20 protein-coding genes are annotated in these 21,325 nt (G+C 71.5%); 8 read left to right on the forward strand and 12 right to left on the reverse strand.

Annotated elements, in window-relative coordinates; all coding sequences use genetic code 11:
- Nucleotides 1–136: 136 nt before the first annotated feature.
- Complete coding sequence (locus AIIKEEIJ_RS20140) at nucleotides 137–1,519, reverse strand: aminotransferase-like domain-containing protein (protein ID WP_161996436.1); 1,383 nt, start codon at nucleotides 1,517–1,519, stop codon at nucleotides 137–139.
- A gap of 87 nt (nucleotides 1,520–1,606) precedes the next feature.
- Between AIIKEEIJ_RS20140 and AIIKEEIJ_RS20145 the strand changes: the two genes are divergently transcribed.
- The gene (locus AIIKEEIJ_RS20145) at nucleotides 1,607–2,833 is read left to right on the forward strand and encodes a benzoate/H(+) symporter BenE family transporter (protein ID WP_202917311.1); all 1,227 of its coding nucleotides are present in this window, start codon (nucleotides 1,607–1,609) and stop codon (nucleotides 2,831–2,833) included.
- A gap of 120 nt (nucleotides 2,834–2,953) precedes the next feature.
- Nucleotides 2,954–3,418: a GNAT family N-acetyltransferase gene (locus tag AIIKEEIJ_RS20150; protein ID WP_006930966.1), complete on the forward strand. Its 465-nt coding sequence runs from the start codon at nucleotides 2,954–2,956 to the stop codon at nucleotides 3,416–3,418.
- 469 nt (nucleotides 3,419–3,887) lie between these two features.
- On the opposite strand, the gene AIIKEEIJ_RS20155 is transcribed toward AIIKEEIJ_RS20150, so the two are convergent.
- Nucleotides 3,888–5,456 carry an HD domain-containing phosphohydrolase gene (locus tag AIIKEEIJ_RS20155; RefSeq protein ID WP_161996437.1) on the reverse strand — a complete coding sequence of 523 codons (1,569 nt, stop codon included), beginning with the start codon at nucleotides 5,454–5,456 and terminating at the stop codon, nucleotides 3,888–3,890.
- Between the two features lie 137 nt (nucleotides 5,457–5,593).
- Here AIIKEEIJ_RS20155 and AIIKEEIJ_RS20160 point away from each other — a divergent pair, with 137 nt between their 5' ends.
- Nucleotides 5,594–6,325 (forward strand): hypothetical protein, encoded by a 732-nt coding sequence (locus AIIKEEIJ_RS20160; RefSeq protein ID WP_161996438.1) that lies wholly within the window; start codon nucleotides 5,594–5,596, stop codon nucleotides 6,323–6,325.
- Nucleotides 6,326–6,442: 117 nt separating this feature from the next.
- Complete coding sequence (locus tag AIIKEEIJ_RS20165) at nucleotides 6,443–6,808, forward strand: hypothetical protein (RefSeq protein ID WP_161996439.1); 366 nt, start codon at nucleotides 6,443–6,445, stop codon at nucleotides 6,806–6,808.
- Nucleotides 6,809–6,867: 59 nt separating this feature from the next.
- Here AIIKEEIJ_RS20165 and AIIKEEIJ_RS20170 read toward each other — a convergent pair whose 3' ends face one another.
- The 7 genes from AIIKEEIJ_RS20170 to mftA are packed head-to-tail and all read right to left on the reverse strand — an operon-like array spanning nucleotide 6,868 to nucleotide 14,521.
- On the reverse strand, nucleotides 6,868–8,838 hold the full coding sequence (locus AIIKEEIJ_RS20170) for a mycofactocin system FadH/OYE family oxidoreductase 2 (RefSeq protein WP_161996440.1): 1,971 nt from the start codon (nucleotides 8,836–8,838) through the stop codon (nucleotides 6,868–6,870).
- Nucleotides 8,835–9,647: a mycofactocin-coupled SDR family oxidoreductase gene (locus AIIKEEIJ_RS20175; protein WP_006930974.1), complete on the reverse strand. Its 813-nt coding sequence runs from the start codon at nucleotides 9,645–9,647 to the stop codon at nucleotides 8,835–8,837. Before AIIKEEIJ_RS20175 ends, AIIKEEIJ_RS20170 begins: the two co-directional genes overlap by 4 nt.
- A gap of 37 nt (nucleotides 9,648–9,684) precedes the next feature.
- Nucleotides 9,685–11,583 (reverse strand): mycofactocin system FadH/OYE family oxidoreductase 1, encoded by a 1,899-nt coding sequence (locus tag AIIKEEIJ_RS20180; RefSeq protein WP_161996441.1) that lies wholly within the window; start codon nucleotides 11,581–11,583, stop codon nucleotides 9,685–9,687.
- 15 nt (nucleotides 11,584–11,598) lie between these two features.
- Nucleotides 11,599–12,774 (reverse strand): pre-mycofactocin synthase MftD, encoded by a 1,176-nt coding sequence (gene mftD / locus AIIKEEIJ_RS20185; RefSeq protein ID WP_161996442.1) that lies wholly within the window; start codon nucleotides 12,772–12,774, stop codon nucleotides 11,599–11,601.
- A gap of 35 nt (nucleotides 12,775–12,809) precedes the next feature.
- Nucleotides 12,810–14,057, reverse strand: coding sequence for a mycofactocin radical SAM maturase (gene mftC, locus AIIKEEIJ_RS20190; protein WP_006930977.1), 1,248 nt, complete (start codon nucleotides 14,055–14,057; stop codon nucleotides 12,810–12,812).
- A 48-nt stretch (nucleotides 14,058–14,105) separates the two neighbouring features.
- Nucleotides 14,106–14,399: a mycofactocin biosynthesis chaperone MftB gene (mftB, locus tag AIIKEEIJ_RS20195; protein WP_170914118.1), complete on the reverse strand. Its 294-nt coding sequence runs from the start codon at nucleotides 14,397–14,399 to the stop codon at nucleotides 14,106–14,108.
- A 26-nt stretch (nucleotides 14,400–14,425) separates the two neighbouring features.
- Nucleotides 14,426–14,521, reverse strand: a complete 96-nt coding sequence (gene mftA / locus AIIKEEIJ_RS20200; RefSeq protein WP_065922321.1) for a mycofactocin precursor MftA — start codon at nucleotides 14,519–14,521, stop codon at nucleotides 14,426–14,428.
- Nucleotides 14,522–14,645: 124 nt separating this feature from the next.
- On the opposite strand from mftA, the gene mftR reads away from it, so the two are divergent.
- Together mftR and mftM are read left to right on the forward strand one after the other, a co-directional pair.
- A complete protein-coding gene (mftR, locus tag AIIKEEIJ_RS20205; protein ID WP_029544997.1) occupies nucleotides 14,646–15,305 on the forward strand; it encodes a mycofactocin system transcriptional regulator in 660 nt (219 codons plus the stop codon).
- The gene (gene mftM, locus AIIKEEIJ_RS20210; RefSeq protein ID WP_161996443.1) at nucleotides 15,302–16,111 is read left to right on the forward strand and encodes a mycofactocin oligosaccharide methyltransferase MftM; all 810 of its coding nucleotides are present in this window, start codon (nucleotides 15,302–15,304) and stop codon (nucleotides 16,109–16,111) included. The genes mftR and mftM overlap by 4 nt, the downstream gene beginning before the upstream one ends.
- Before the next feature lie 89 nt (nucleotides 16,112–16,200).
- Here the strand turns inward: mftM and AIIKEEIJ_RS20215 are convergent, their stop codons facing one another.
- Nucleotides 16,201–17,835, reverse strand: a complete 1,635-nt coding sequence (locus AIIKEEIJ_RS20215) for an anibiotic ABC transporter (RefSeq protein WP_161996444.1) — start codon at nucleotides 17,833–17,835, stop codon at nucleotides 16,201–16,203.
- Nucleotides 17,832–18,794: an ABC transporter ATP-binding protein gene (locus tag AIIKEEIJ_RS20220; protein ID WP_006932880.1), complete on the reverse strand. Its 963-nt coding sequence runs from the start codon at nucleotides 18,792–18,794 to the stop codon at nucleotides 17,832–17,834. The genes AIIKEEIJ_RS20215 and AIIKEEIJ_RS20220 overlap by 4 nt, the downstream gene beginning before the upstream one ends.
- Nucleotides 18,795–18,948: 154 nt before the next feature.
- Here AIIKEEIJ_RS20220 and AIIKEEIJ_RS20225 point away from each other — a divergent pair, with 154 nt between their 5' ends.
- Nucleotides 18,949–20,166, forward strand: a complete 1,218-nt coding sequence (locus tag AIIKEEIJ_RS20225) for a lipase family protein (RefSeq protein WP_338020992.1) — start codon at nucleotides 18,949–18,951, stop codon at nucleotides 20,164–20,166.
- A 63-nt stretch (nucleotides 20,167–20,229) separates the two neighbouring features.
- Here the strand turns inward: AIIKEEIJ_RS20225 and AIIKEEIJ_RS20230 are convergent, their stop codons facing one another.
- Entirely contained in the window at nucleotides 20,230–20,610 is a 381-nt protein-coding gene (locus AIIKEEIJ_RS20230; protein ID WP_065922316.1) for a winged helix-turn-helix transcriptional regulator, read from the reverse strand.
- 98 nt (nucleotides 20,611–20,708) lie between these two features.
- Here AIIKEEIJ_RS20230 and AIIKEEIJ_RS20235 point away from each other — a divergent pair, with 98 nt between their 5' ends.
- Nucleotides 20,709–21,116, forward strand: coding sequence for a RidA family protein (locus AIIKEEIJ_RS20235; RefSeq protein WP_029545001.1), 408 nt, complete (start codon nucleotides 20,709–20,711; stop codon nucleotides 21,114–21,116).
- Nucleotides 21,117–21,325: the final 209 nt, after the last annotated feature.

A 21,325-nucleotide genomic window follows, 5' to 3' on the forward strand; every position in this document is an offset into this window, starting at 1 on the left:
CACCTGCGGGCGGCGGAGAGTCCGGCACCGTCGATCATCCGCCGGCCACCACGTTGAGCGATCCGAGCTGCACAACACATCAACAACCAACCGGGCGCAATTCCCGGCGCGGGACGGTGCTTCGCACCACCGAACCTCACCGCTGGAGGATTTCGGAGAGCCGCCTGATGCCTTCGGCGATCTGGGCTTCGGTTGCGGCCCCGTAGGAGAAGCGCAGGAACGGTGCGGGTGGTTCGTCCACGAAGAAGTGACTCCCGTCTCCGATGAGTACCCCGGCCGCGTACGCGGCGGTGCAGATCTCGCGGGCATCTGCGCCCTGGGGCAGCCTGGCCCACAGGTGAAGGCCACCGCGCGGGACGCACGGGATGCGGATGCCGGGCGTCGTGGCGTGGATCGCGGAGGCAAGTGCGTCGCGTCGCGTCGCGAGCTCTGCGCGCAGGCGTTTCAGGTGCCGGGGCCACGCATTCGAGGTCAGGAGACCGCAGGCGATTTCCTGCACCAGCGGCGCGACGCAGAGGTCGTCGGCGGTGCGGGAGGCCCGGAGCCGTTCACCTGCCGGGCCGCGCGCGATGACCGCGCCGAGCCTGAGACCTGGGGAGGCAGGCTTCGAAAGGGTGAGGATCGATACGACGTGTCCGTGGGGGTCTTCGGTGAAGAGGGAGGGTGGGGCCTGTCCGTCGATTCCGAGGTGTCTGGCCCAGTCGTCCTCGATGATGAACGCGCCGTGTCGGGCGGCGAGTTCGAGCACCTGCTTCCGGCGCTCTGCACCGAGGACCGCGCCGGTGGGGTTCGCGTAGTTCGGCTGGAGGTAGACCACTCGCGCTCGCGTGCGTTCGAGTTCGTCGGCGAGACGGTCGACCAGGATCCCGTCGGCGTCGGCGGGCACCGACGAGAGGTTCAGGCCCGCGCTCTGCGCAGCGAGAATCGCGCCCGGATAGCTCGGACTCTCGGTGATGACCGCCGACCCCGGCTCGGCGAGTGTGCGCATCGTGAAGACGAGGCCCTGCTGCCCGCCGGAGACCACAAGCACGTCGTTCGGGTCGGCGCGGTATTCGGAGGCGAGGATCCGCCGCAGTTCCGGCGATCCCGCTGGCGGCGTCATCATCCAGGCACGACCGCTCTTCGCCGCACGCGAGCCGATGCGATGCAGTTCCTCGTTCGGCTGTAGTTCGGGGGCGAGGTATCCCCAGGAGAGCGGGATGTGGTCGGGAGTACCGTAGCCGCCCAGGCGAGCGGCCCGGTCGGCGTCCACTCTGGCGCGGCCGAGCGCCTGAGACTGCCAGGAGAAGTCCGGTTCCGGTAGTCGTTCGCGGCCCGCCACGAACGTTCCCCGTCCGGGCTCAGCCCGGACCAGCCCGAATGCGCTCAGTTCCGAGAGAGCTGCCGAGACGGTGGCTGCACTCGCCGCGAACTCTCCGGAGAGTTCGCGGACACCCGGCAGTTTCTCCCCGATATGCATCGTCGCGATCCGCTGGCGGAGGCGTGCCGCGATTTCCGACGCTCTGTTATCATTCGACATGACGATAGTGAATAACGTTACTCAAATTTTCGCAAGATTGTTACGCCATCGAGCGGGCGCGACGTCGGCAGTCTCGGCGGCGCACCGATGAGCCGGGGTTCCTCTGTGCTGCGGGATGTCTCAGTCTCCGCGGTCGTCGCGGGCTTCCTCTCGGCGCTCATCAACTTCGCAGGCCCGTTCCTGATCGTGCTCGAAGCCACTCGCGCAGCGGGTCTGAACGAGGCGCAGACCGCGTCGTGGGTCTGGGCGGTGGCGATCGGCAACGGCGTGTGCAGCATCGCGCTGAGCCTGTTCACCCGTATCCCGGTGATCGTCGCTTGGTCGACGCCCGGAGCGGCGCTGCTGATCGCCTCGCTCGGCGGCTTCTCGTTCACCGAGGCCGTCGGCGCGTTCCTCGTCGCCTCGGTCGCCGCCGCAGTGGTCGGGTACACGGGCTGGTTCGGCCGGCTACTCGCCAGGGTGCCCGGCCCGGTGCTACAGGCTCTGCTCGCCGGGATCCTGCTGCCCTTCGTCGTGACCGCAGCGGGCGCCTTCACGAGCGCGCCGCTGATCGCGGGGAGCATCGTCGTCGCCTTCTTCCTCGGCAAGCGCTTCTTCGACCGATACGCAGTGCTCGCCGGACTCGTCGCCGGGCTCGCGGCGACCGGGGCGACCGGATCCTTCCGCGAGGTCGCGCCGTCGCTCGCGCTCGGCGGCCCTGTGTTCACGATGCCGGCATTCACCCCGGCCGCGCTCGTGAGCATCGCGCTGCCGCTGTTCATTGTCACGATGGCCTCGCAGAACGCACCCGGGCTCGCACTGCTCCACTCGCAGGGGTACGAGCCGAACGACCGCCTGCTCGTCGGTGCCATCTCGACGGTCTCGGCGATCCTCGCGCCCTTCGGCTGCCACGGCATCAACCTCGGCGCGATCACGGCGGCGATCGCGCTCGGCCCCGAGTCGCATCCGGATCGCGCACAGCGTTACATCGCGGGCCTCTCGGGCGGCCTCACCTATCTGCTCGTCGGCTCGTTCGGGGGCGTGCTCGTGGCCGGGTTCCGGGCGATCCCGAGCGAAACGGTTTCGGTTCTTGCTGCCGTCGCCCTGCTGGGCTCTGCCCTCACCGCACTGAAAGGTGCGATGGGCGGCGATACCCGCACCGGGATCGCGGCCCTGACCACGCTCGCGGTCACCATGTCGGGCGTCGTGTTCTTCAGCGTCGGTGCCGCGTTCTGGGGCCTCGTCGCGGGCAGCGCCGCGTACCTCCTGCTGGCCCCACGCCAGCCGGGAACCCGAACAGGCAAGGAAAGAAAGGAGAACGCAGTGATGACGTGACCGAAGCCTGAGCGCGGCGCATCCCGCATCGGATATTCGATCCTCGCGGGCGGAGAACGCTCGGACAGTACCTGGCAGTACCGCTCTGCCGAGACCTTCAACCACCGATAGGAGCCACCCATGGCAACGACCACCATTCCGACGATCCGGCCGCTCGCCCCTGCCGACGAGTGCCGCTGGCGTGTCCTCTTCCGCGAGTACCGCGAGTTCTACAAGCTGCCCGAGTCCGAGGACATCGTCTCCCGCGCATGGGGATGGTTCATGGATCCCCGACACGAATGCAAGGCTCTCGTTGCGGAAGCGGACGGCGAGATCCTCGGGTTTGCACACCATCGCCGGTTCTCCTCGCCCTACACCGGCACCACCGGCCTCTTCCTCGACGACCTGTTCACCGACCCCGCAGCCCGAGGCCGGGGTGTCGGACGTGCACTGATCGGCCGTCTCACCGAGATGGCCACCGCCGAGGGTCGCGCCGTGGTGCAGTGGGTGACCGCCGAAGACAACCACCAAGCCCAGGCGCTCTACAACACCCTCGCCACGCGAACGAGCTGGGTCACCTACGAGGCCGAACCTTCTGCGAAGTGAGCACTGCACCATGAAACCGCTGCCGCCGGAGACCCTCCGAGTGGTAGCACAGGGCGGCGGAAATGCGAGTTGATCCATTCGCCTGTCCTCGACGGTATTGGGGCCGGCTCCGGGCCGGCCCCAATACCGTCCAGCCGTGCCCTGCCTGCGGATCCCCGACCGGTAGATCGCCGACGATGATCAGTGCGTCGACCCGTCTCCGCGACAGACTCGAAAACCGTTGCTGCAGCACCACATCAGGCAATCTGACGGGGTGGCGGATCATCACAAGCAGTGGCGTCCACCAATCCACCTGCCGGTGTTGGTGACCGAGTTGCCGGGTGAACGGCGCGTACCGGCCCGCCCGACCCGCTGAACCGTGCGCAGAGGCTACGGGCCGGCCGGGAAAACCTCGACGAGCGAACCGGGTTCGATGACGACCGGTCCGGCCGCGGTGCGGTGCTCCCGTCGCCCGCCGCGGGCCGGCGGGTCACCAGGCCAGCCCGAGATCGACGGCGGCCAGGCCGGCCCGCGTGCGGTTGTCCACCCCGAGCTTGGCGTAGACGCGCTCGACGTGGTTGCGGGCCGTCTTCTCCGCGATGCACAGCTCGTCGGCGATCTGCCGGTTGGACCGGCCCCGGGCGACGAGCCGCAGCACCTCCACCTCGCGGGCGGTCAGCCCGGCCGGCCATGGCGCGCGCCGCACCCGCCGGTGTCCGGCCGCCGTCAGCACCGCCTCGACCGCCTCGGCGTCGAGGCGCCCGCGGTGGGCCTCCTGCCGCAGGCGGCCCGCCGCGTGTTCGGGGGTGAGCGCACCGCGATGCGGCCGGGGTTCCCCGAAGCGCTGGTACGTCTCCGCCGCGGCGAGGAGACGATCGGCGACACTCAGGTCGCGTCCGCGCACGCCGTTGGGATACCCGGAGCCGTCGAGGCGTTCGCGGTGCGTGGTTGCGACGGCGACGACGTCCTCCATGCCGGTGACGCGGCTGAGGATCCGCCCGGTCAGGTAGGGGTACAGCCGGACCCGCTCCCATTCGGCACCGGTGAGCGGACCGGGCTTCTCCCAGATCCGGTTGGACACCCCCATCCGGCCGAGACCGTGCACGAGCCCGGCCCGGTAGAGCACCTCGACGTCCGTCGCCGGCAGGCCGCGCAGGCGGCCCGCGGCCGCGGTCAGCTCGGCCACCGCCCGCGAATGCCCGAGCAGGCAGGGAACTTTCAGGTCGACGAAGTCTGCCATCGCACGAAGCAGCGTGTCGAGTTCGTCGCCGGCGAGGACGCGCGCACGGTCGGGCGCCCGATCCAGCGCCGCCGCCCACGCGTCCTGCTCGAGCAGACCGTCGGTGAGTTCGCCCGCGGCCTCCTGGAACACCCGCGCCACCCGCGGACAGAACTGGGTCCCGCTGCGCGCCCGCGCGACCTCGACGGCCCGCCCCGGTCCGCCGGCCCGCAGATGGACCTCGGAGACCTCCGCGAGGTGCACGATGTGCATCTCGAGGGGGATGTCGTCGCCGCGCACACCCGCGGGCAGCCCGGCGCCGTCCCACCGTTCGAACGCGTAGGCCAGGGCCGCGCCGACCTGCCGGTCGAGCCCGACCCGGTCGGACAGCGTCCCCGCCGAGGCGCAGTGCGAACCGATCAGCTCGGCCATGCGACGGCGGGCGGTCAGCAGGAACGCGACGACCTCGACCCCGCGACGCGCGCCTTCGAGCCCGCGCCCGACGTGGCTGGTCAGCATCCGCAGGAACGGCAGCCCCCTCATGTCGACCCCGTAGGTATCGGCGCGGAGTGCGATGTCGTCGCCGAACAGCTGCGCCAACTCGTGCGAGTCCGCGTGGCAACCGATCCAGGCGACGAGGTTCGCGTAGTAGACGACGGCCTGCTGCCGTGCGTCCAGGCCCATGCGCTCGGCGATCCGTCCGGCCAGCACGGCGGACCGCAGCATGTGCTCCATCGGCTGCCCCAGGCCCAGGTCGATCGCCAGGGACAGCGCCGCGAGCAGCTCGGCGCGCCGCGGCCCGTCCCGCGGGCCCGGAGACGACTCGCTCCTGCGCTGCACGGCCCCATTGTCCTCCGCCGCCTGAGCCGGGGCGCCCGGCCGGACGGATGCCGAAGATGAGGCATCGGCCCCATGCTTCCGGTCACGACGCGGCGCACGATCGGGAGGACCGTATTCGTACGCCGAGGGAGGACGAGATGAAGACCACACCGCAGGAAGCCGCCGAGGAGCCCCGCGCCCTGCCCCAGGTCGCCGGCGAGCGGTTCACCGGGTATGCCGTGATCGGGGCGCCGTTCGCCAGCGGGCACTGTCTGGCGCTGCGCCGGTTCACCGCCGGGTCGGTGGGCCCCGCCTTCACCGCGGTCTGGCACCGCGACCCGCAGGGCCACTGGACCGTCTACAGCGATGCCGCGCCGGAGCACGGATGCGCCCGCTACCTCGGCGCCGCCCTCACCCGGACGGTGCGCACCGACGTCGCTGCCGAGTGGACCGGCCCGTCCCGGTTGCACATCACGGCGGGCGACGACGTCGTCTGGGACGTGCGGGTGTCCTCGTCGCCGGCCACCACCCTGGCGACCCTGGCCGGCCGGCTGCTGCCGGGTGGGGCGCGGCACAACCCCGCGGTCCTGGCCGCCGTGGCGCGCGTCGCCGGCCCGGTCCTGGGCGCCGGCCGGATCCGGCTCACCGGCGACGTGCCGAACGGACAGTGGTTCCGCGCCGCACCGCGCCGGTTGTGGTCCGCCCGCACCCTCGCCGCGGTGGTGGGCGGCGTCGACCTCGGCGCCGACGGGCCGCTGCCCGAACAGGAGCGGCTCGGCGATTTCCGGATTCCTCAGCGCGCCCTGTTCGCGACCGTCGATGCCTGGTTCGAGCCGTTCGATCCGCGGCGGCACGCGCCGGCGTCCCCGGGCGGTGCGCTCACCTGCTGACCCGTGCCGGCACTTGCGCGTGCGATGATCTTGTGGACCATCGAGGGGGTGCCATTGTCTGAAAGCATCGTGCCGGTGACGGGTAGACGAACCACGCGGGGGGCGTCCGAGGACCCTGTGTACGTTCCGCTGCGCAGCATCTCCGAGGCGGCGGCGACGCTGCAGGAGTCGGTGGCGCGGCAGAACGCCACGGACTACTACGAGGTCCGCGCGGCGATGGATGCGGAGTACTACTGGCGCGCCGTGGTGCAGACCTTTCAGATCGCCGACGAGTCGTTCCTGCACGCCTCGCGCGGCACCCAGGACGGTGCCGACATCTCGGCCCACGTCATGGCCCGCGCCGCGGACTGGGTGGCGAGGACGGAACTGGCCGTGGAGGGCTCCCGGATGTACGGGGCGCTGGTCGCATTCACCCAGGGTGTGGGCGACGGGTACGCGGCGGTGGAGTCGTGGGCCGACGCCACCAAGCGAGCGAGCCGATAGGTCGCTGCGCGGCCGGTGCGTCCTTTGGGTTGCTCCTGCCGCCCAAAGGACGCACCGGGCTACAGCCCCACCGCCGCCCGCTCCCCCTCCACGATCGCGGCGTGTGCCCGTCGCGGCGTGACCGCGTCGCCGATCCGCACGACGTGGAAGGCACTGTCGCGCAGCGCTACCCAAAGATCGTCCACGGGGGCCTGATGGGTGGCCACGACCACCGCGTCCACCGTGCGGGTGTGCGCGACGGCGGTCGGGTGGTGCCACAGCGCGACGTCGAGCCTGCCGCCGGTCTCGGTGACGGCGGTGACGAGCGTGTCGGTGAGCTGCGCGATGCCCTCGGCGTGTGCCCGGCGGGTCCAGTCCTCCATGTCGAGGGTCAGGCCGAGGTCCTGTCCGACGATCATCCCGGCCGTGCAGACCGTGACCGCGGCGCCGCGGCCGGCGAGCAGTGCGGCCACCGACGTCGCCTGGTGGAAGCCGAGGTCGTCGACGACGAGGACGTCGCCCTGCGGGGACACGCGGCCGTCGAGCACGTCGCGGACGTCGACGACGAGCGCGGTGTCGCCGGCCCAGTCCGGGCGCCGCGGGCGCGCCCCGGTGGCGACGACGACCGCGTCCGGTCGGTGCTCCTGCACGAAGGCGGCGTCGACGTGCACGCCGATGCGCACATCGACGCCCGCGCGGCGGCATTCGACCTCGAGGCTGTCCACCATGCCGGCGAGTTCGCCGCGGCCCGGAGCGGTGGCGGCCGTGCGGATCTGACCACCCAGGGCGGGGGTGCGCTCGCACAGGGTGACCCGGTGCCCGCGCTGCGCGGCGGTCGCGGCGGCGCGCAGGCCGGCCGGTCCGCCACCGACGACCAGCACGCGCCGGCCGGGGACCGCCGGATCGGGTAGCAGCTGCGCCTCGCGGCCGGCGCGGGGGTTCTCCACGCAACCGATCCACCGGCCGAGCCCTACCCGGCCGATGCACTCCTGGTTGCAGGCCAGGCACGGACGCACGGCCTCGTCGTCGCCGGCGAGAGCCTTGGCGGCGAAGTCGGGGTCGGCGATCTGGCCGCGGACGACGCCGACGAGGTCGCAGCGCCCCTCGGCGAGGGCCGCCTCGGCCTGGGCGGGGGTGGTGAAGCGTCCGACGCCGACGACCGGCAGCCGCACCCGCCGCCGGATCGCGTCGGGCACGAACAACGCGTAGCCGTGGGGCGTGGCCATGGACGCCTCGATCAGGTGCAGCGTCTCGGTGGCCACGCCGATCGAGGTGTTCAGGTAGTCGACGTGCCCGCTGTCTTCGATCATGGCGGCGACGGCGACGGCGTCGTCGAGGGTGATCCCGCCGTCGGTGCCGTCGTGCCCGCTGAGGCGGACCCCCACGACCAGGTCGGACCCGACCGCCGCGCGCAGTGCCCCGACGACCTCGAGCAGGAACCGCGCCCTGTTCCGGAGCGGTCCGCCGTACCGGTCGGTGCGCAGGTTGGTGCCCGGGGACAGGAACTGCCGCACGATCGACGCCTGCGAGCACTGCAGTTCGACCCCGTCGAATCCGCCGGCACGGCAGTGCTCGGCGACGCGGGCGTACCCCTCGACGAGGTCGCGGATCTCGTGCTCCTCGAGCGCCTTGGGCACCTCCCGGAACAGCGGGTCGGGCACGGCGCTGGGCGCCCACAGCGGCAGGCCGGTGTACATGCCGCAGCCCTGGGCGCCGTTGTGGTTGAGCTGGGCGAAGATTCGCCCGCCGCGGGCGTGCACGGCGTCGGTGATCCGCCGGTACCCGGGCACCACCGCGGGGTCGTACCCGCGGATCAGCTTCTCGTAGGGCCGGTCCGTCGGGTGCACGGTGTGCTCCTCCGAGACGATCAGCCCGGCTCCACCGCCGGCCCGCGCCGCGTAGTACGCGGCGTGCTGCGCGGTGGGCAGCCCGTCCTCGGCGAAGTTGGTCAGGTGCGCGGAGAACACCACCCGGTTGCGCAGCGTGACCGGGCCGAGCCGCAGCGGGGCGGCCAGCCGTGGGTGCGGTCCGGCGGAGCAGGTTTCGCTCACACCTTCGAGTTCCCCTGGTCGAGGGCCATCTGGCTGCCGGTGACGGTCCGGGCGCGGTCGCTCGCGAGATACAGCACGGCCTCGGTGATGTCGTCGACGTCGGCGATCGGCTTCTCGGTGAGGATCGGGGCGAAGCTCGGCAGCCAGTGCGGGTACTTCTCGAACAGCGTCAGCGCGCCCTGGTCGGTGCCCATCGGGGTGTTCACGCCGTACGGGTGGATGGAGTTGACCCGGATGCGGTACTCGCCGAGCTCCTTGGCGGCGCTCTGGGTCAGGCCGACGAGGCCGAACTTCGCGGCGGCGTAGTTGGCCTGGCCGGGCATGGCCTTCAGCCCGGCGACGGAACTCACGACGATGATCGACCCTCCGTTGCCGGCCTCGATCATGGCGGGCGTGGCGGCCTTGAGGGTCTTGAAGACGCCGGTGAGGTTGATGTCGATCAGTTCCTCGAACTGCTCGTCGGGCATCTCCCAGAAGCGGTTCCAGTTGCAGATGCCCGCGTTGGCGACGACGACGTCGAGGCGGCCGAACTGGGCGACGCCGTCGTCGACGACGGACTTCAGGGCGGCGCTGTCGCGCACGTCGGCGATGCGCGCGTGGATCTTCGCCCCCTCGGCCTCGACGAGCTGGACGGTCTCGTGGAAGTCGGCTTCGGTGACCGGGGCGTAGGAGTTGTACTCCGAGACGGGACCGGCGATGTCGACGCCGATGATCGACGCGCCCTCCCGCGCGAACCGGATCGCGTGGTTGCGTCCCTGACCGCGCGCAATGCCGGTGATGAACACGACCTTGCCGTCGAACTCGCCCATTCGTCGATCCTTCCGATCCGTAGCAGTCTGCAACAGGTTACAGTTCGGATCCGAGCGTGTGACCCTCCCGTACCGCCTGGTGGACACTTCGCGGCGCCAGGCAGTCGCCGATCCGTGTCAGCCCGGTGCGGTACAGGGTGTCCTCCGGCAGCCCCGGGGCGCAGTCGACGAGCAGCGCGCCGGCGACGTCGGTGCGCCGTCCGGTCAGCCGGTGCTCGAGTTCGACCGCGTCGGCGCCGACCCGTCGCACCGTGACCCCGAGGTGCCGGGCGACCCCGGCCCGCTGCAGCCGGGTGTTCGCCGCGACCAGGTCGCCCGTTGGCGCGAGCCGCGACCCGGCGATCGGGTCCGTCGTGGCGTACGAGACGGTATAGCCCTGGGCGGCAAGCTGTTCCGCGATGCCCACCGCGACGGGACCCCCGACGGGATCCCACACCACGACCGGCCGCACGGCGATCGGGCCACCGGCCAGCAGGCCGGCTGCGGTGACGTAGTGGCCCTCCTCGGCCGGGTACTCGGGGGGCCGGTCCCGGCTGCCGGTGGCGAGCACGACGGCCTCGCCCGCGGCCACGGCGTCCTCGAGTTCGCCGGCGGTGACGGCACGACGGGTGTCGATCCGCACGCCGAGCGCGCGGCAGCGGGCCTCGAGCCAGTCGACGAGCGCGGAGAGCGTGTCGCGTCCCGTGCCCACCGCCGCGGTGCGCAGCATCCCGCCGACGCGTCCGGCGCGCTCGACGAGGCGGACCCGGTGACCGCGCTCCGCGAGGACCCGGGCGGCCTCGAGCCCGGCCGGACCCCCACCGACCACGAGGACGTCCCGCGCGGCGGCGGCCGGAGGCTGCGGCGCGCGCGTCTCGTGCCCGGCCTCCGCGTTGCCGATGCAGCCGACCCGGGGATTGCGGAAGTCGCGCACCAGGCAGGCCTGGTTGCACAGCACGCACGGCCGGGGCGAGCGGCCCTCGCGCACGGCGGTGACGAGGTCCGGATCGGCGATCTGCGCGCGGGTCATCTCGACGAGGTCGCCCACCCCCTCGGCGAGGGCGCGCTGCGCGGCGGCGGGGTCGACGACGCTGCCCTGCAGGACGACGGGGACGGCGCCCGCCACCGCGTCGCGGACGGCGCGGCACAGTCCGGCGTTGAACCCGGCCGGCGTGTGCGCGTCGGGCCGGTACGCGCCGGGGGCGTAGAGGCCGCCTCGCACGACGGTGAGCAGATCCAGGTCCGGCGCGAGGTCGCGGGCGTGGGCGGCGGCGTGCTCCGGGGTGATGCCGGCCCAGGGCGCCTCCTCGTCGCAGCTCAGGCGCAGCGCCAGGATCCGCCCGGGGCCGAGTTCGGCGCGCACGGCCACGACCACCCGCCGCAACAGCAACGACCGGTCGGCGCCGTAGCGGTCGGTGCGCCGATTGGTCAGGCCCGAGAGGAACTGGCGCAGCAGCGCGGTCGGCCCGGCGTCCAGTTCGATCCCGTCGACATCGGCGGCGACCGCGACCGCGGCGGCGGCGCGGAATCCCTCGATCACCGCATCGATCTCGTCGTCGCCGAGTTCCATGGGCAGTTCCCGGACCGCGGGGTCCGCCACCCGCGACGGGGCCCACAGCGGTGCCTGGGTCCACGCGCTCGAGCCCTGCAGCCCGGCGTGGCCGAGGCCGGCCAGCACCAGGGTGCCGTGCGGCCGGCAGGCGGCGACGACGGCGGCCCATCCGGGACCGCACTCCGCGGCCAGGGGCGCCCGCTCGTAGGGCTGGTCGTGCGGGTGCACGGAGGCGACCTCGGTCACGAGCACCCCCGCGCCACCGCGCGCTCGGCGCTCGTAGTACGCCACGTGTTCGGACGAAAAGGTCCTCCCCACACCGAGATTGGTTTCGTGCGGCCCGAAGAGCACCCTGGCCGGCGCGTGGCGTCCGGCCAGGGTGATCGGTTCGGTGAGGGTGCCCATCGGCAGGTGGACCGCTCAGATTCCGAGGTCCCGCCGGAAGCCCGGCGGGACGACGATGTCGTCGGGGGTCAGCTCGTGGATCGACGTCTTGCCGAGGCCGATGAGCGCGGACCCGATGCCGCCGGCGAAGATGTCGAGGACGTTCTCCACGCCCGCCTGCCCGTTCGCGGCGAGGCCCCACAGGTAGGCGCGGCCGATCATCACGGCCTTGGCGCCGAGGGCGAGGGCCTTGACGACGTCGCTGCCGCGGCGGATGCCGCCGTCGAGCAGCACCTCGATGTCCTTGCCGACCGCCTCGGCGATCGCCGGCAGCGCCCGGATCGGGGCCGGCGTGCCGTCGAGGTTGTTGCCGCCGTGGTTGGACACCGAGATCGCGGTGACGCCCGCGTCGACGGCGCGCTTGGCGTCGTCCACCCGCATGACGCCCTTGAGCATGAACGGCGTGTCGCCCCACTGCTCCCGCAGCCACGCCACGTCCTCCCAGGTGGGCAGCGGGGTGCCCATCCACTCGCCGTAGGCGCCGAAGAACGTCGGGGCACTGCCGCCGGGCGGGGTCAGGTTCGGGGTGGTCAGGTCCGGCACCTTGCCGGTCTTCGCCCAGTCGAGCAGCCAGCTCGGCCGCAGGATGCCCTCGGGGGCGAACCGGAACATGGCCTTGAGGTCCATCTTCTCCGGAATGGCGGGGCTGCCCCAGTCGCGGCCGCTGGAGAACGACCAGTCCAGGGTCATGATCAGGCCCTTCGCGCCGGCGGCGCGGGCCCGCTCCATCCGCTGGACCAGCACGTCGCGGCTGCCCACCCAGTACATCTGGAAGAAGGTCTTGTCGTTGGCCGCGGCGACCTCCTCGATGGACTTGCTCGCGAACGAGCTCAGCCCCATCGCGGTACCGCGGGCCGCGGCGGCACGGGCGACGGCGACCTCGCCGTCCGGATGCACCGCCTGCACGCCGGTCGGGGAGATCACCACCGGCAGGGCGATGTCCTGACCCATCACGTGGGTGCCCATCTCCCGCTTGTCGGACAACCCCGCCACGTGCGGGGCGAAGCCGAGCTCGCCGAATGCCGTCAGGTTGTCCTCGACGGTGATGCCCTTCTCGGAGCCGGCCACGAGGGCGCCGTAGACGGACCTGGGGAGCTTCTTCTTCGCCCGTTGCTGCGCGACCGCAACGGTTTCGAACCATTCCTTGGACATGGATCTGCCTCTCCTACTTGCACGAACGGGGCCGGCTATTGCATTCCGGCGAGCGGGTTTTCGTCGCAGGCCCGCGACGGCGGGCGCACCATCAGCTGCAACGGGACGGGCGCGCGCGGGGTGCGGCGCTCACCGGTGCGCGAGTGGTCGACGCTGGACTTGGGGACGGTGCGGTCGGCGCTGAGCGCGGATTCGCCGTAGCCCTGGACGCATTCGGGATCCGGCCCGTCCATCGGCAGACCGGTGAAGAACTTCGCGGCCATGCAGCCGCCGCGGCACGAATCGTAGAAGGTGCACTTGCTGCAGGCCCCGCCGGTCTGCGGCGACCGGAGTTCGGTGAAAAGCTCGGAGTGCTGCCACACCTGCTGGAAACCGCCGTCGGACAGGATGTTCCCGGCAAGGAACTTGTCGTGGATGGCGAAGGGGCAGGCGTACACGTCGCCCACGGGGTCGATCAGGCACACCACCCGGCCCGCGCCGCACAGGTTCAGCCCCGGCAGCGCACCGGCGCCGTCGCTGCCACCGAAGGCGGACAGGTGGAAGAACGAATCGCCGGTCAGCACACCCTCGCCGTGTGCGACGAGCCAGTTGTAGAGCTGCCGCTGCTGCTCGTGGGTGGGGTGCAGGTCGTCCCACACGTCGACGGCACGGCCGGAGGGACGCAGGCGGGTGATGCGCAGCGTCGCGCCGTACTGGTCGGCCAGGGCCTTGAACTCGTCGAGCTGGTCGACGTTGTGCCGGGTCACGACGACGGAGATCTTCGCGTCGCGGAATCCGGCCTCGGCGAGGTTCTCGAGGGCACGCACGGCCATCGCGAACGAGCCGGGGCCGCGCACGGCGTCGTTGACCTCGGCGGTGGCGCCGTCGAGGGAGATCTGCACGTCGACGTAGTCGGAGGCCGCGAGACGCGCGGCAACCTTCTTGTCGATCTTGACGCCGTTGGTGGAGAACTTCACGCCCACCTGGTGCTCGGTGGCGTAGTCGACCAGCTCCCAGAAGTCCGAGCGCACGGTCGGCTCTCCGCCGCCGATGTTGACGTAGAACACCTGCATACGCTGCAGTTCGTCGATGATCGCCTTGCATTGTTCGGTGGTCAGCTCGCGCGGATCACGCCGGCCGGACGAGGACAGACAGTGCACGCACGACAGGTTGCAGGCGTAGGTCAGCTCCCAGGTCAGGCAGATCGGGGCGTCGAGACCCTTCTCGAACTGGTCGACCAGGCGGCCGACCTTGGGCGGGCCGGAAGCTTCTCGTACTGCGGCGGATTCGAGCACAGAGGTCATGGGCTGCGTCCTCGTCGGTGGGGCGGGCGGGAGGGGGACCGGCGGGGTCTAGGCCGGCACGATCATGTGGGAGTCGGCCAGGGTGGCCAGCGCCCGCAGGTACGGACGTGCAGCCGACTCGTCGATTCCGTGCGCGGCGAGCGCGGCCCGCACGGACGGATGCTGGTGCAGGGATTCGACGATCTCGACGATCGTGGTGTTCTTCAGAAACGAGAGCTTGCGGGTCCCGAAGTGGTAGAGCAACGCCCCGAACGGCTCGGGGCGAAGCGCTACCTGCGGGTGCAGCCTCCACGTCGTATCCGGATCGAACCCTGCCGAGTCGACCTTCTGCGAGTCGAACACTGTGGTGGCGGCGTCGGCGGACACGATCAGTACACGCCGCACATGCCGTCGATGGACACCTCTTCCACGAGGGACTCCTCGACCAGGTCGGACTCGACGACGGTGTTGTCACGATCGGACATCAACTACCTCCTCGGATGGGGACTCCACGAGCGGAGCCCGGCGTCACAGACCCGTTGCGCTGTGACTCGGTTCACCACTGTAATGGCATCGAGTGCACAATGTCACCCATGGAAGGCTCACACCATGCGTAGCCGCCGGAAACCGTCCGCTCGGATAGGTCGCCGCCCCTCCACCACGAGAGAGGGGCTGAGCGCGATCGGGATCGAACTGTTCCGCGCCCGGGGATTCGACGAGACCAGCGTCGACCAGATCGCCGAAGCCGCCGGAATCGCCCGCCGCACCTTCTTCCGGTACTTCCCGTCCAAGAACGCGGTGCCGTGGGGCGACTTCGACGGCCACCTCGAACAGATGCGCGCCCACCTCGACGCGCTGCCGGGCCACGTCCCCCTCGCCGAGGCGCTGACCTCGGCGCTGCTCGACTTCAACACCTTCCCCGAGTCCGAGGCGGCGCTGCACCGCGACCGCATGGACCTGATCCTGCGGGTACCGGCGCTGCAGGCGTACTCGGTGGTGATGTACGAGGGCTGGCGCCGGGTGATCGCCGAGTACGTCGCGCGTCGCGTCGGCGCCGCCGCCGACGACCACTTCCCGCGCACCGTCGGCTATCTCGTGCTCGGCGTGGCGATGGCGGCGTACGAGCAGTGGCTCGCCGACGACTCGCTCGCGCTGCCGGAACTCTTGTCCGCCGGCATGCGCGCCCTCTACAGTGGCCTCGACGCGGCCGTCCCGTCCCTCGACGGTCCCGACGCCTCCCCCTCCTCGAAAAAGGCTGCGCTGCAATGACTGTGCTCGACTCACTCGCCCCCTGCCCGCCCGGCCGGTGGTCCCACGCCCACGTCACCGTCGAGAAGGTGAGCTCGGGCCCGATCGCCCTGCGCCGCGAGGGCGACCGGCTGCACGTGACCCACTCGCTCGGGCCCGACGACCTGAGTGAACGTCTCGTCGCCGGGGTCACCGCGTCGATCGCCGACAGCGACCTCGGACAGGAGGAGTTCGAGTTGACGATGGTCGGGCTGGTGCGCTCCACCCTGCCCGACGCCCTCGACGCGTGGGTCACCTACTACCGCAACTCGCTCACCGAACTGCTGGACGGCACCGCCGGGTTCGCCCCGATCCACGACAAGGCCGCCGAACTCGTCCGCGGCCGCGTGCTGGATCTCGGCTCCTGCTTCGGATTCCTCCCCCTGCGCCTGGCGCGCGCCGGGATCGCCGTGACCGCCACCGACATCCTGCCCGGCACCATGACCCTGCTCGACGCCGTCGCGCCGCGACTGGGCCTCGAGGTGGACACCGTCGTGTGCGACGCGGCCCACGTGCCCGTTCCCGACGACAGCGCCGACACCGTCACCGCGATCCATCTGCTCGAACACGTCGACGCCGCGACCGGTGCGGCCGTCGTCGCGGAGGCGCTGCGCATCGCCCGGGAGCGCGTGGTGATCGCGGTGCCGTTCGAGGACGAGGCCACCGCCTGCCACGGCCACGTGCGCACCTTCGACCTGCCCGCCCTGCGCACACTCGGCGAATCCACGGGTCTCGCGTTCGAGGCGTTCGAGCACCACGGCGGCTGGCTGGTGCTCGACGCGCGCTGATCCCGAGTCGGCCTCCTCCGCAGTGACCGAATGTCACATCGCGGCAGTCGGATCGCCGCGATGTGACATTCGGTCGCCGCCGCCGGCGGTCACTGGACGACGAGGTCGCGGCGGCGCATCGCGCTCACACCCGCCGTCGCGGTCGCCACGGCGACGACCAGCAGCACCAGCAGCGGCAGCGGGCGCATGTCCGCGGCCGGCAGGGCCGGGACGTGGACGAACGGCGACAGGTCCAGCACCGCCTGGGGCAGGTCCAGCAGGGCGCCGAGCTGCCCGATGATCAACCACACGGCGAAGACGCCCCATGCGACGCTCGACGCCCGGCGCGGCGCCACCCCGACGCACAGCACCGCCATCGCGCCGACCAGGAGAACGGCCGGCACGAACGCCAGCGCGGCGGGCAGCAGATTGCCGAGCGGACCGGTGATGTCGCCGATCGTCATTCCGTAGGAGACGGCCAACGCGACGCCCGTGACGACCTGCAGCACAATCACTCCCACCGTCACCACGGCGATGTGCGCGAGCATCCACGGCACCCGCCCGAGGGCCGTCGACAGCACCGGCTCGACCCGGCCGGACGTCTCCTCCCCGTGCATCCGCAGCACCGCCTGCACCGCGTATCCGCTGGCGAACAACGCCATCATCAGGAAGATCATCGCGAAGTACGCGTCGGTGATCGCCTCGGCCCCGCCGCCGAGCTGCTTCATCATGTCGGCGACGGCACCCTCCTCGTCGAGGAAGTTGTCCATCTCGTTCGCGACACTGCCGTAGGTGGCGGCGAGGACCGCAATGCCGAGCGCCCACCACATCAGCGTCGTGCGCTGCACCCGCCACGCGAAGCCCGCGGCGGTGGGCAGCCACGTCGCCGCCCGGTCCGGCCCCGGCCGCGGCTGCACCAACCCGGCTCCGTGATCCCGCCTGCCGGTCAGCACGTACGCGGTCCACGTCGTCGCGGCGGTGAATGCGGCGAACAGCAGCAGGATCCACCACGCGTCCACGTCGTACGGCCGGATCTGCTGCGCCCACCCGATCGGCGACAGCCACGACAGCCACATGCTCGTGACGCTGACCCCGCCCGGGTCGACGGTGCCCGCGCTGTCGCCGACGGCGCGGAGCAGGAACGCGACCCCCAGCGCCGCGCCTGCCAGCCCGTTCGCGGCCCGGGCGCCCTCGGCGACCTGCGCGGTCACGGCCGCGACGGCCGCGAACGCGACACCGGCCGCCCCGGTGGCCGCTCCGAGCGCCAGAGATCCGGACAGCGGCAGTCCGAAACCGAGAGAGACGACCGTGAGCAGCAATGCGAGCGCGACATTCGCCGCGGCGACAACGATCAGGGCGGCGGTGAGCAGGGCCCGCCGACCGACCACATTGGCCCCGACCAGTTCGGCGCGGCCGGTCTCCTCGTTCTGCCGGGTGTGCCGCACCACGGCCATGGTGCTCATCAGGCCCGCCGCCAGCGCCAGGAACAGCAGCGTCTGGGCCGCGACGACCGCTCCGAGGCTGTCGCCGGAGACCAGGCCGTTGGTGGCCAGCACCACCGGGGACACGGCGGAGCTGACGGCGATGAGGTGCAGGTCTTCCTGCGCCGGATAGAGCCCCTTCAGGCTCGACACCGAGATCGCGTAGACGATCGTGATCGCGGCCAGCCACACCGGCAGCTGCACGCGGTCGCGGCGCACCGCCAGGCGTACCAGCCGGCCGGTGCCGACGAAGGCGGCACTCATGCGCCGGCTCCCTCGCCGGCGGCCGGCCGGCCGTGCGCGAGCCGCTCGCCGGGCAGATGGATGTGCTCGCCCGGCAGTTCGTCGCCGTAGTGCCGCAGGAACAGCTCCTCCAGGGTGGGCGGGGTACTGGTGAGCGACGTGATGCCGAAGCCGAGCAGCTCGCGCAGCACCGGGTCCATGTACGCCGTGTCCACCTCGCACCGCACCCGCAATCCGTCCACCTGCAGGTCGTGCACCCCGGGCATCGTGTCCAGCCCGGCCACCGGGCGCACGGTGTCGGCCACCACCGAGGTGCGGGTCAGGTGCCGCAGTTCGGTCAGCGTGCCGGATTCGACCGTGCGGCCCTGCCGGATGATGGTGACCCGGTCGCACAGCGCCTCGACCTCCGCGAGGACGTGGCTCGACAGCAGCACCGAACACCCGTCGGCGACGGCCTCGCGGACGCAGTCCCGGAAGACCTCGTCCTTGAGCGGGTCCAGGCCCGAGGTGGGCTCGTCGAACAGGAACAGCTCCACGTCCGAGGCGAGCGCGGCGACGATCGCGACCTTCTGCCGGTTGCCCTTCGAGTACGTGCGGGCCTTCTTGGTGGGGTCGAGCTCGAAGCGTTCGAGCAGTTCGGCACGGCGGCGTTCGTCGATGCCGCCGCGCAGGCCGGCGAGCAGATCGATCGCCTCGCCACCGGTGAGATTGGGCCACAGATTGACTTCGCCGGGCACGTAGGCGAGCCGCCGGTGCAGGTCCACCGCGTTGCGCCACGGGTCGCCGCCGAGCAGTTCGGCCCGGCCGGAATCCGCGCGCAGCAGCCCGAGCAGGACGCGGATGGTGGTGGATTTCCCGGAGCCGTTCGGGCCGAGGAACCCGTGTACCTCGCCCCGGCGGACCTCGAGGTCGAGGCCGTCGAGAGCGCGGGTGGTTCCGAACGACTTGACGAGCTGTTCCACGGAGATCGCCGCCGACATGCTGCCGAGGCTACGCCCCTACCGGCGTCCGTGTGGCGACGAATCGCGGAGAGGGCGGGGTCGGGTGAACCTTCGCAAATCGGTCGCCTAGGCTTCGCCGGGATCACTGGTTTCGAGGAACGGCACCGGTCGGTGCGCTGGAAAGGTGGGGGACGTGGCCGGACGGCTCGGTCGGGGAATCCGCAATGCGGTGGCGGGCGCGGTGGCGGCGTGCGCCGCGGTCGCCGGTGCCGGAACCGCCGTGGCCACACCCGTCTACCCGGCGCCACCGGCCGACCCGTTCTACCGCGCGGCCGCCGACATCGCCGTCGCCCCCACCGGCGATGCGCTCGAGGTGCGGCGCGTGCCCGCGCCGCCAGGCATCGTCGACGTCGAGGCGTGGCAGGTGCGTTTCCGGTCGACGAATTCGGCCGGTCACCCGATCCCCGCGGTGACGACGGTCCTCGCCCCCGTCGGCAAGGCCCCGGACGGCCCGCTGCTGTCGTTCCAGCACGTCATCAACGCCCTCGGCACGCACTGCGCACCGTCGCAGACGCTGTGGGCGAGCGACCCGAACCTCGCCGTCCGGGAAGCCCCCGCCCTCAACCTCGTTCTCCGGCGGGGCTGGACGGTCGCGATCCCGGACCATCTCGGGCCGAACAGCGCCTACGGCGCGGCGCGCCTCGGCGGGCAGATCACCCTCGACGGCATCCGCGCCGTGCAGCGGGTCCCCGAACTGCAGCTCGCCCACAGCCCTGTCGCGCTGGCCGGCTACTCCGGCGGTGGGATGGCCACCGGGTGGGCCGCGGCGCTGGCCCCGACCTACGCCCCCGAGCTGAACCTGGTAGGTGCGGCGATGGGCGGCGTGCCGATGAACATCCGCAAGATGGCCGAGGCTCTCGGCGAGAACCCGCACCCCGCCTTCGGTCTCGCGTTCGCCGCCGCGCTGGGTCTGGAACGCGAGTATCCCGAACGGATGCGGATCAGCGCCGACCTGACCCCGGCGGGCGTGGAGATGCGTGACGCGCTGGCCAATGCCTGCACCAACGACATCCTCGCGCGCGGCGCCGGGGGCAGCCTGCGGCAGGTGAGCACCAACGCCCGCCTGACCGACGACGCCGACGCGGTCGCCGTCGCGGAGGAGAACAGCCTCGAGCTGTATCCGGGCGTGCCGACCGTGCCGGTGTTCGAATGGCACAGCCCCACCGACGCACTCATCCCGGTGGGCGCCATCGACGCCACGCTCGACCGCTACTGCGCTGCGGGTGCGCCGGTACGCCGTGTCGAGACCCCGAGCCCCGACCACATGTCGGCGGCGGTACTCGGCCTGCCGGACGCGTTCGAGTTCCTCGGCGAGCGGTTCGACGGGGTGGCCGTCACCGGGACCTGCTGAACTACGCACCGGGCTTCCCGCCCCCCGCTCGACGGAACGGTCGGGGCCACCCCCGCGGGCGGGTCAGGCGTCGAAGCGCCGGCGGGATTCGTCGATGTCGCGGAGGTATCGCTGCGTCCAGTCACACATGCCGTCGACCGTCGCACGGAGCGCCCGACCCGGCTCGGTGAGGCAGTACTCGACCCGCGGCGGCACCGTGGGATACACCGTCCGCTCGACCAGGCCGTTGCGCTCCATCATGCGCAGGTTCTGGGTGAGCATCTTGTGGCTGATGCCGTCGATGCCCTTGCGCAACTCGCTGAAGCGCAGGGTGCCGTCACCGATCGTTTCGATGATCAACAGCGCCCACTTGTTGGCGACGTCGGAGAAGATCTCCCGCGCCAGCGAGTCTGCTCGCGTCAGGTCCGCATCTTCTGGCAGGCCGCTGAGCTGCTTGGTCACCATCGAGTTCCCCAGTCACTGAAAAGTGCGTTCTTCCACGTCAAGGAACACTCTCCTATGGTTACCGAGTAACCACAAGTGACCGAGAGAAAGTGGGCAGCATGTCCATCACCCTGGTGAACCCGAACGAACTGCCGAAGATCGACGCCTACCGCCAGGTATCCGTCGCCACCGGCTCGAAGCTGGTCTTCGTCGCCGGGCAGGTCGCCTGGGACGCCGACGGCAACACGATCGGCGCAGGCGACCTCGCCACCCAGGTCGAGCAGAGCTACCTCAACGTCGGAGCCGCCCTGGCCGCGGTCGGTGCCACCTTCGCCGACGTGACGAAGCTGACCGTCTACGTCGTCGACTGGACTCCGGACAAGATGAGTGGGTTCGTCGACGGCGTCGCCCGGGCAGCCGCGAAGCTGGGCGTCACCCCCGTAGCGCCGGGCACGCTGATCGGTGTCGCAGCACTGTCCTCTCCCGAGCACCTGGTCGAGGTCGAAGCCACCGCAGTCCTCGACTGAACCGAGTCACCGCACCCCATGCCGCGTGCTCCCGGCGGGGTTGCCACACCTGGCACCCCTGCCCGTCACTGCCTACATCGTCCAGGAGGCCTCGCCCGTCGTCACCGTTCCCAGCACCCCGCCGATCTTCGGCAGCAGCTGACCACTCGCCCCGACCCGCGGCCTGCATCGATCACCGGTGCAGGCCGCGGACTCGTCCGGCCGGGCAC

The organism is Rhodococcus sp. YH1 (genome assembly GCF_009939605.1).
GTDB lineage: Bacteria > Actinomycetota > Actinomycetes > Mycobacteriales > Mycobacteriaceae > Rhodococcus > Rhodococcus aetherivorans.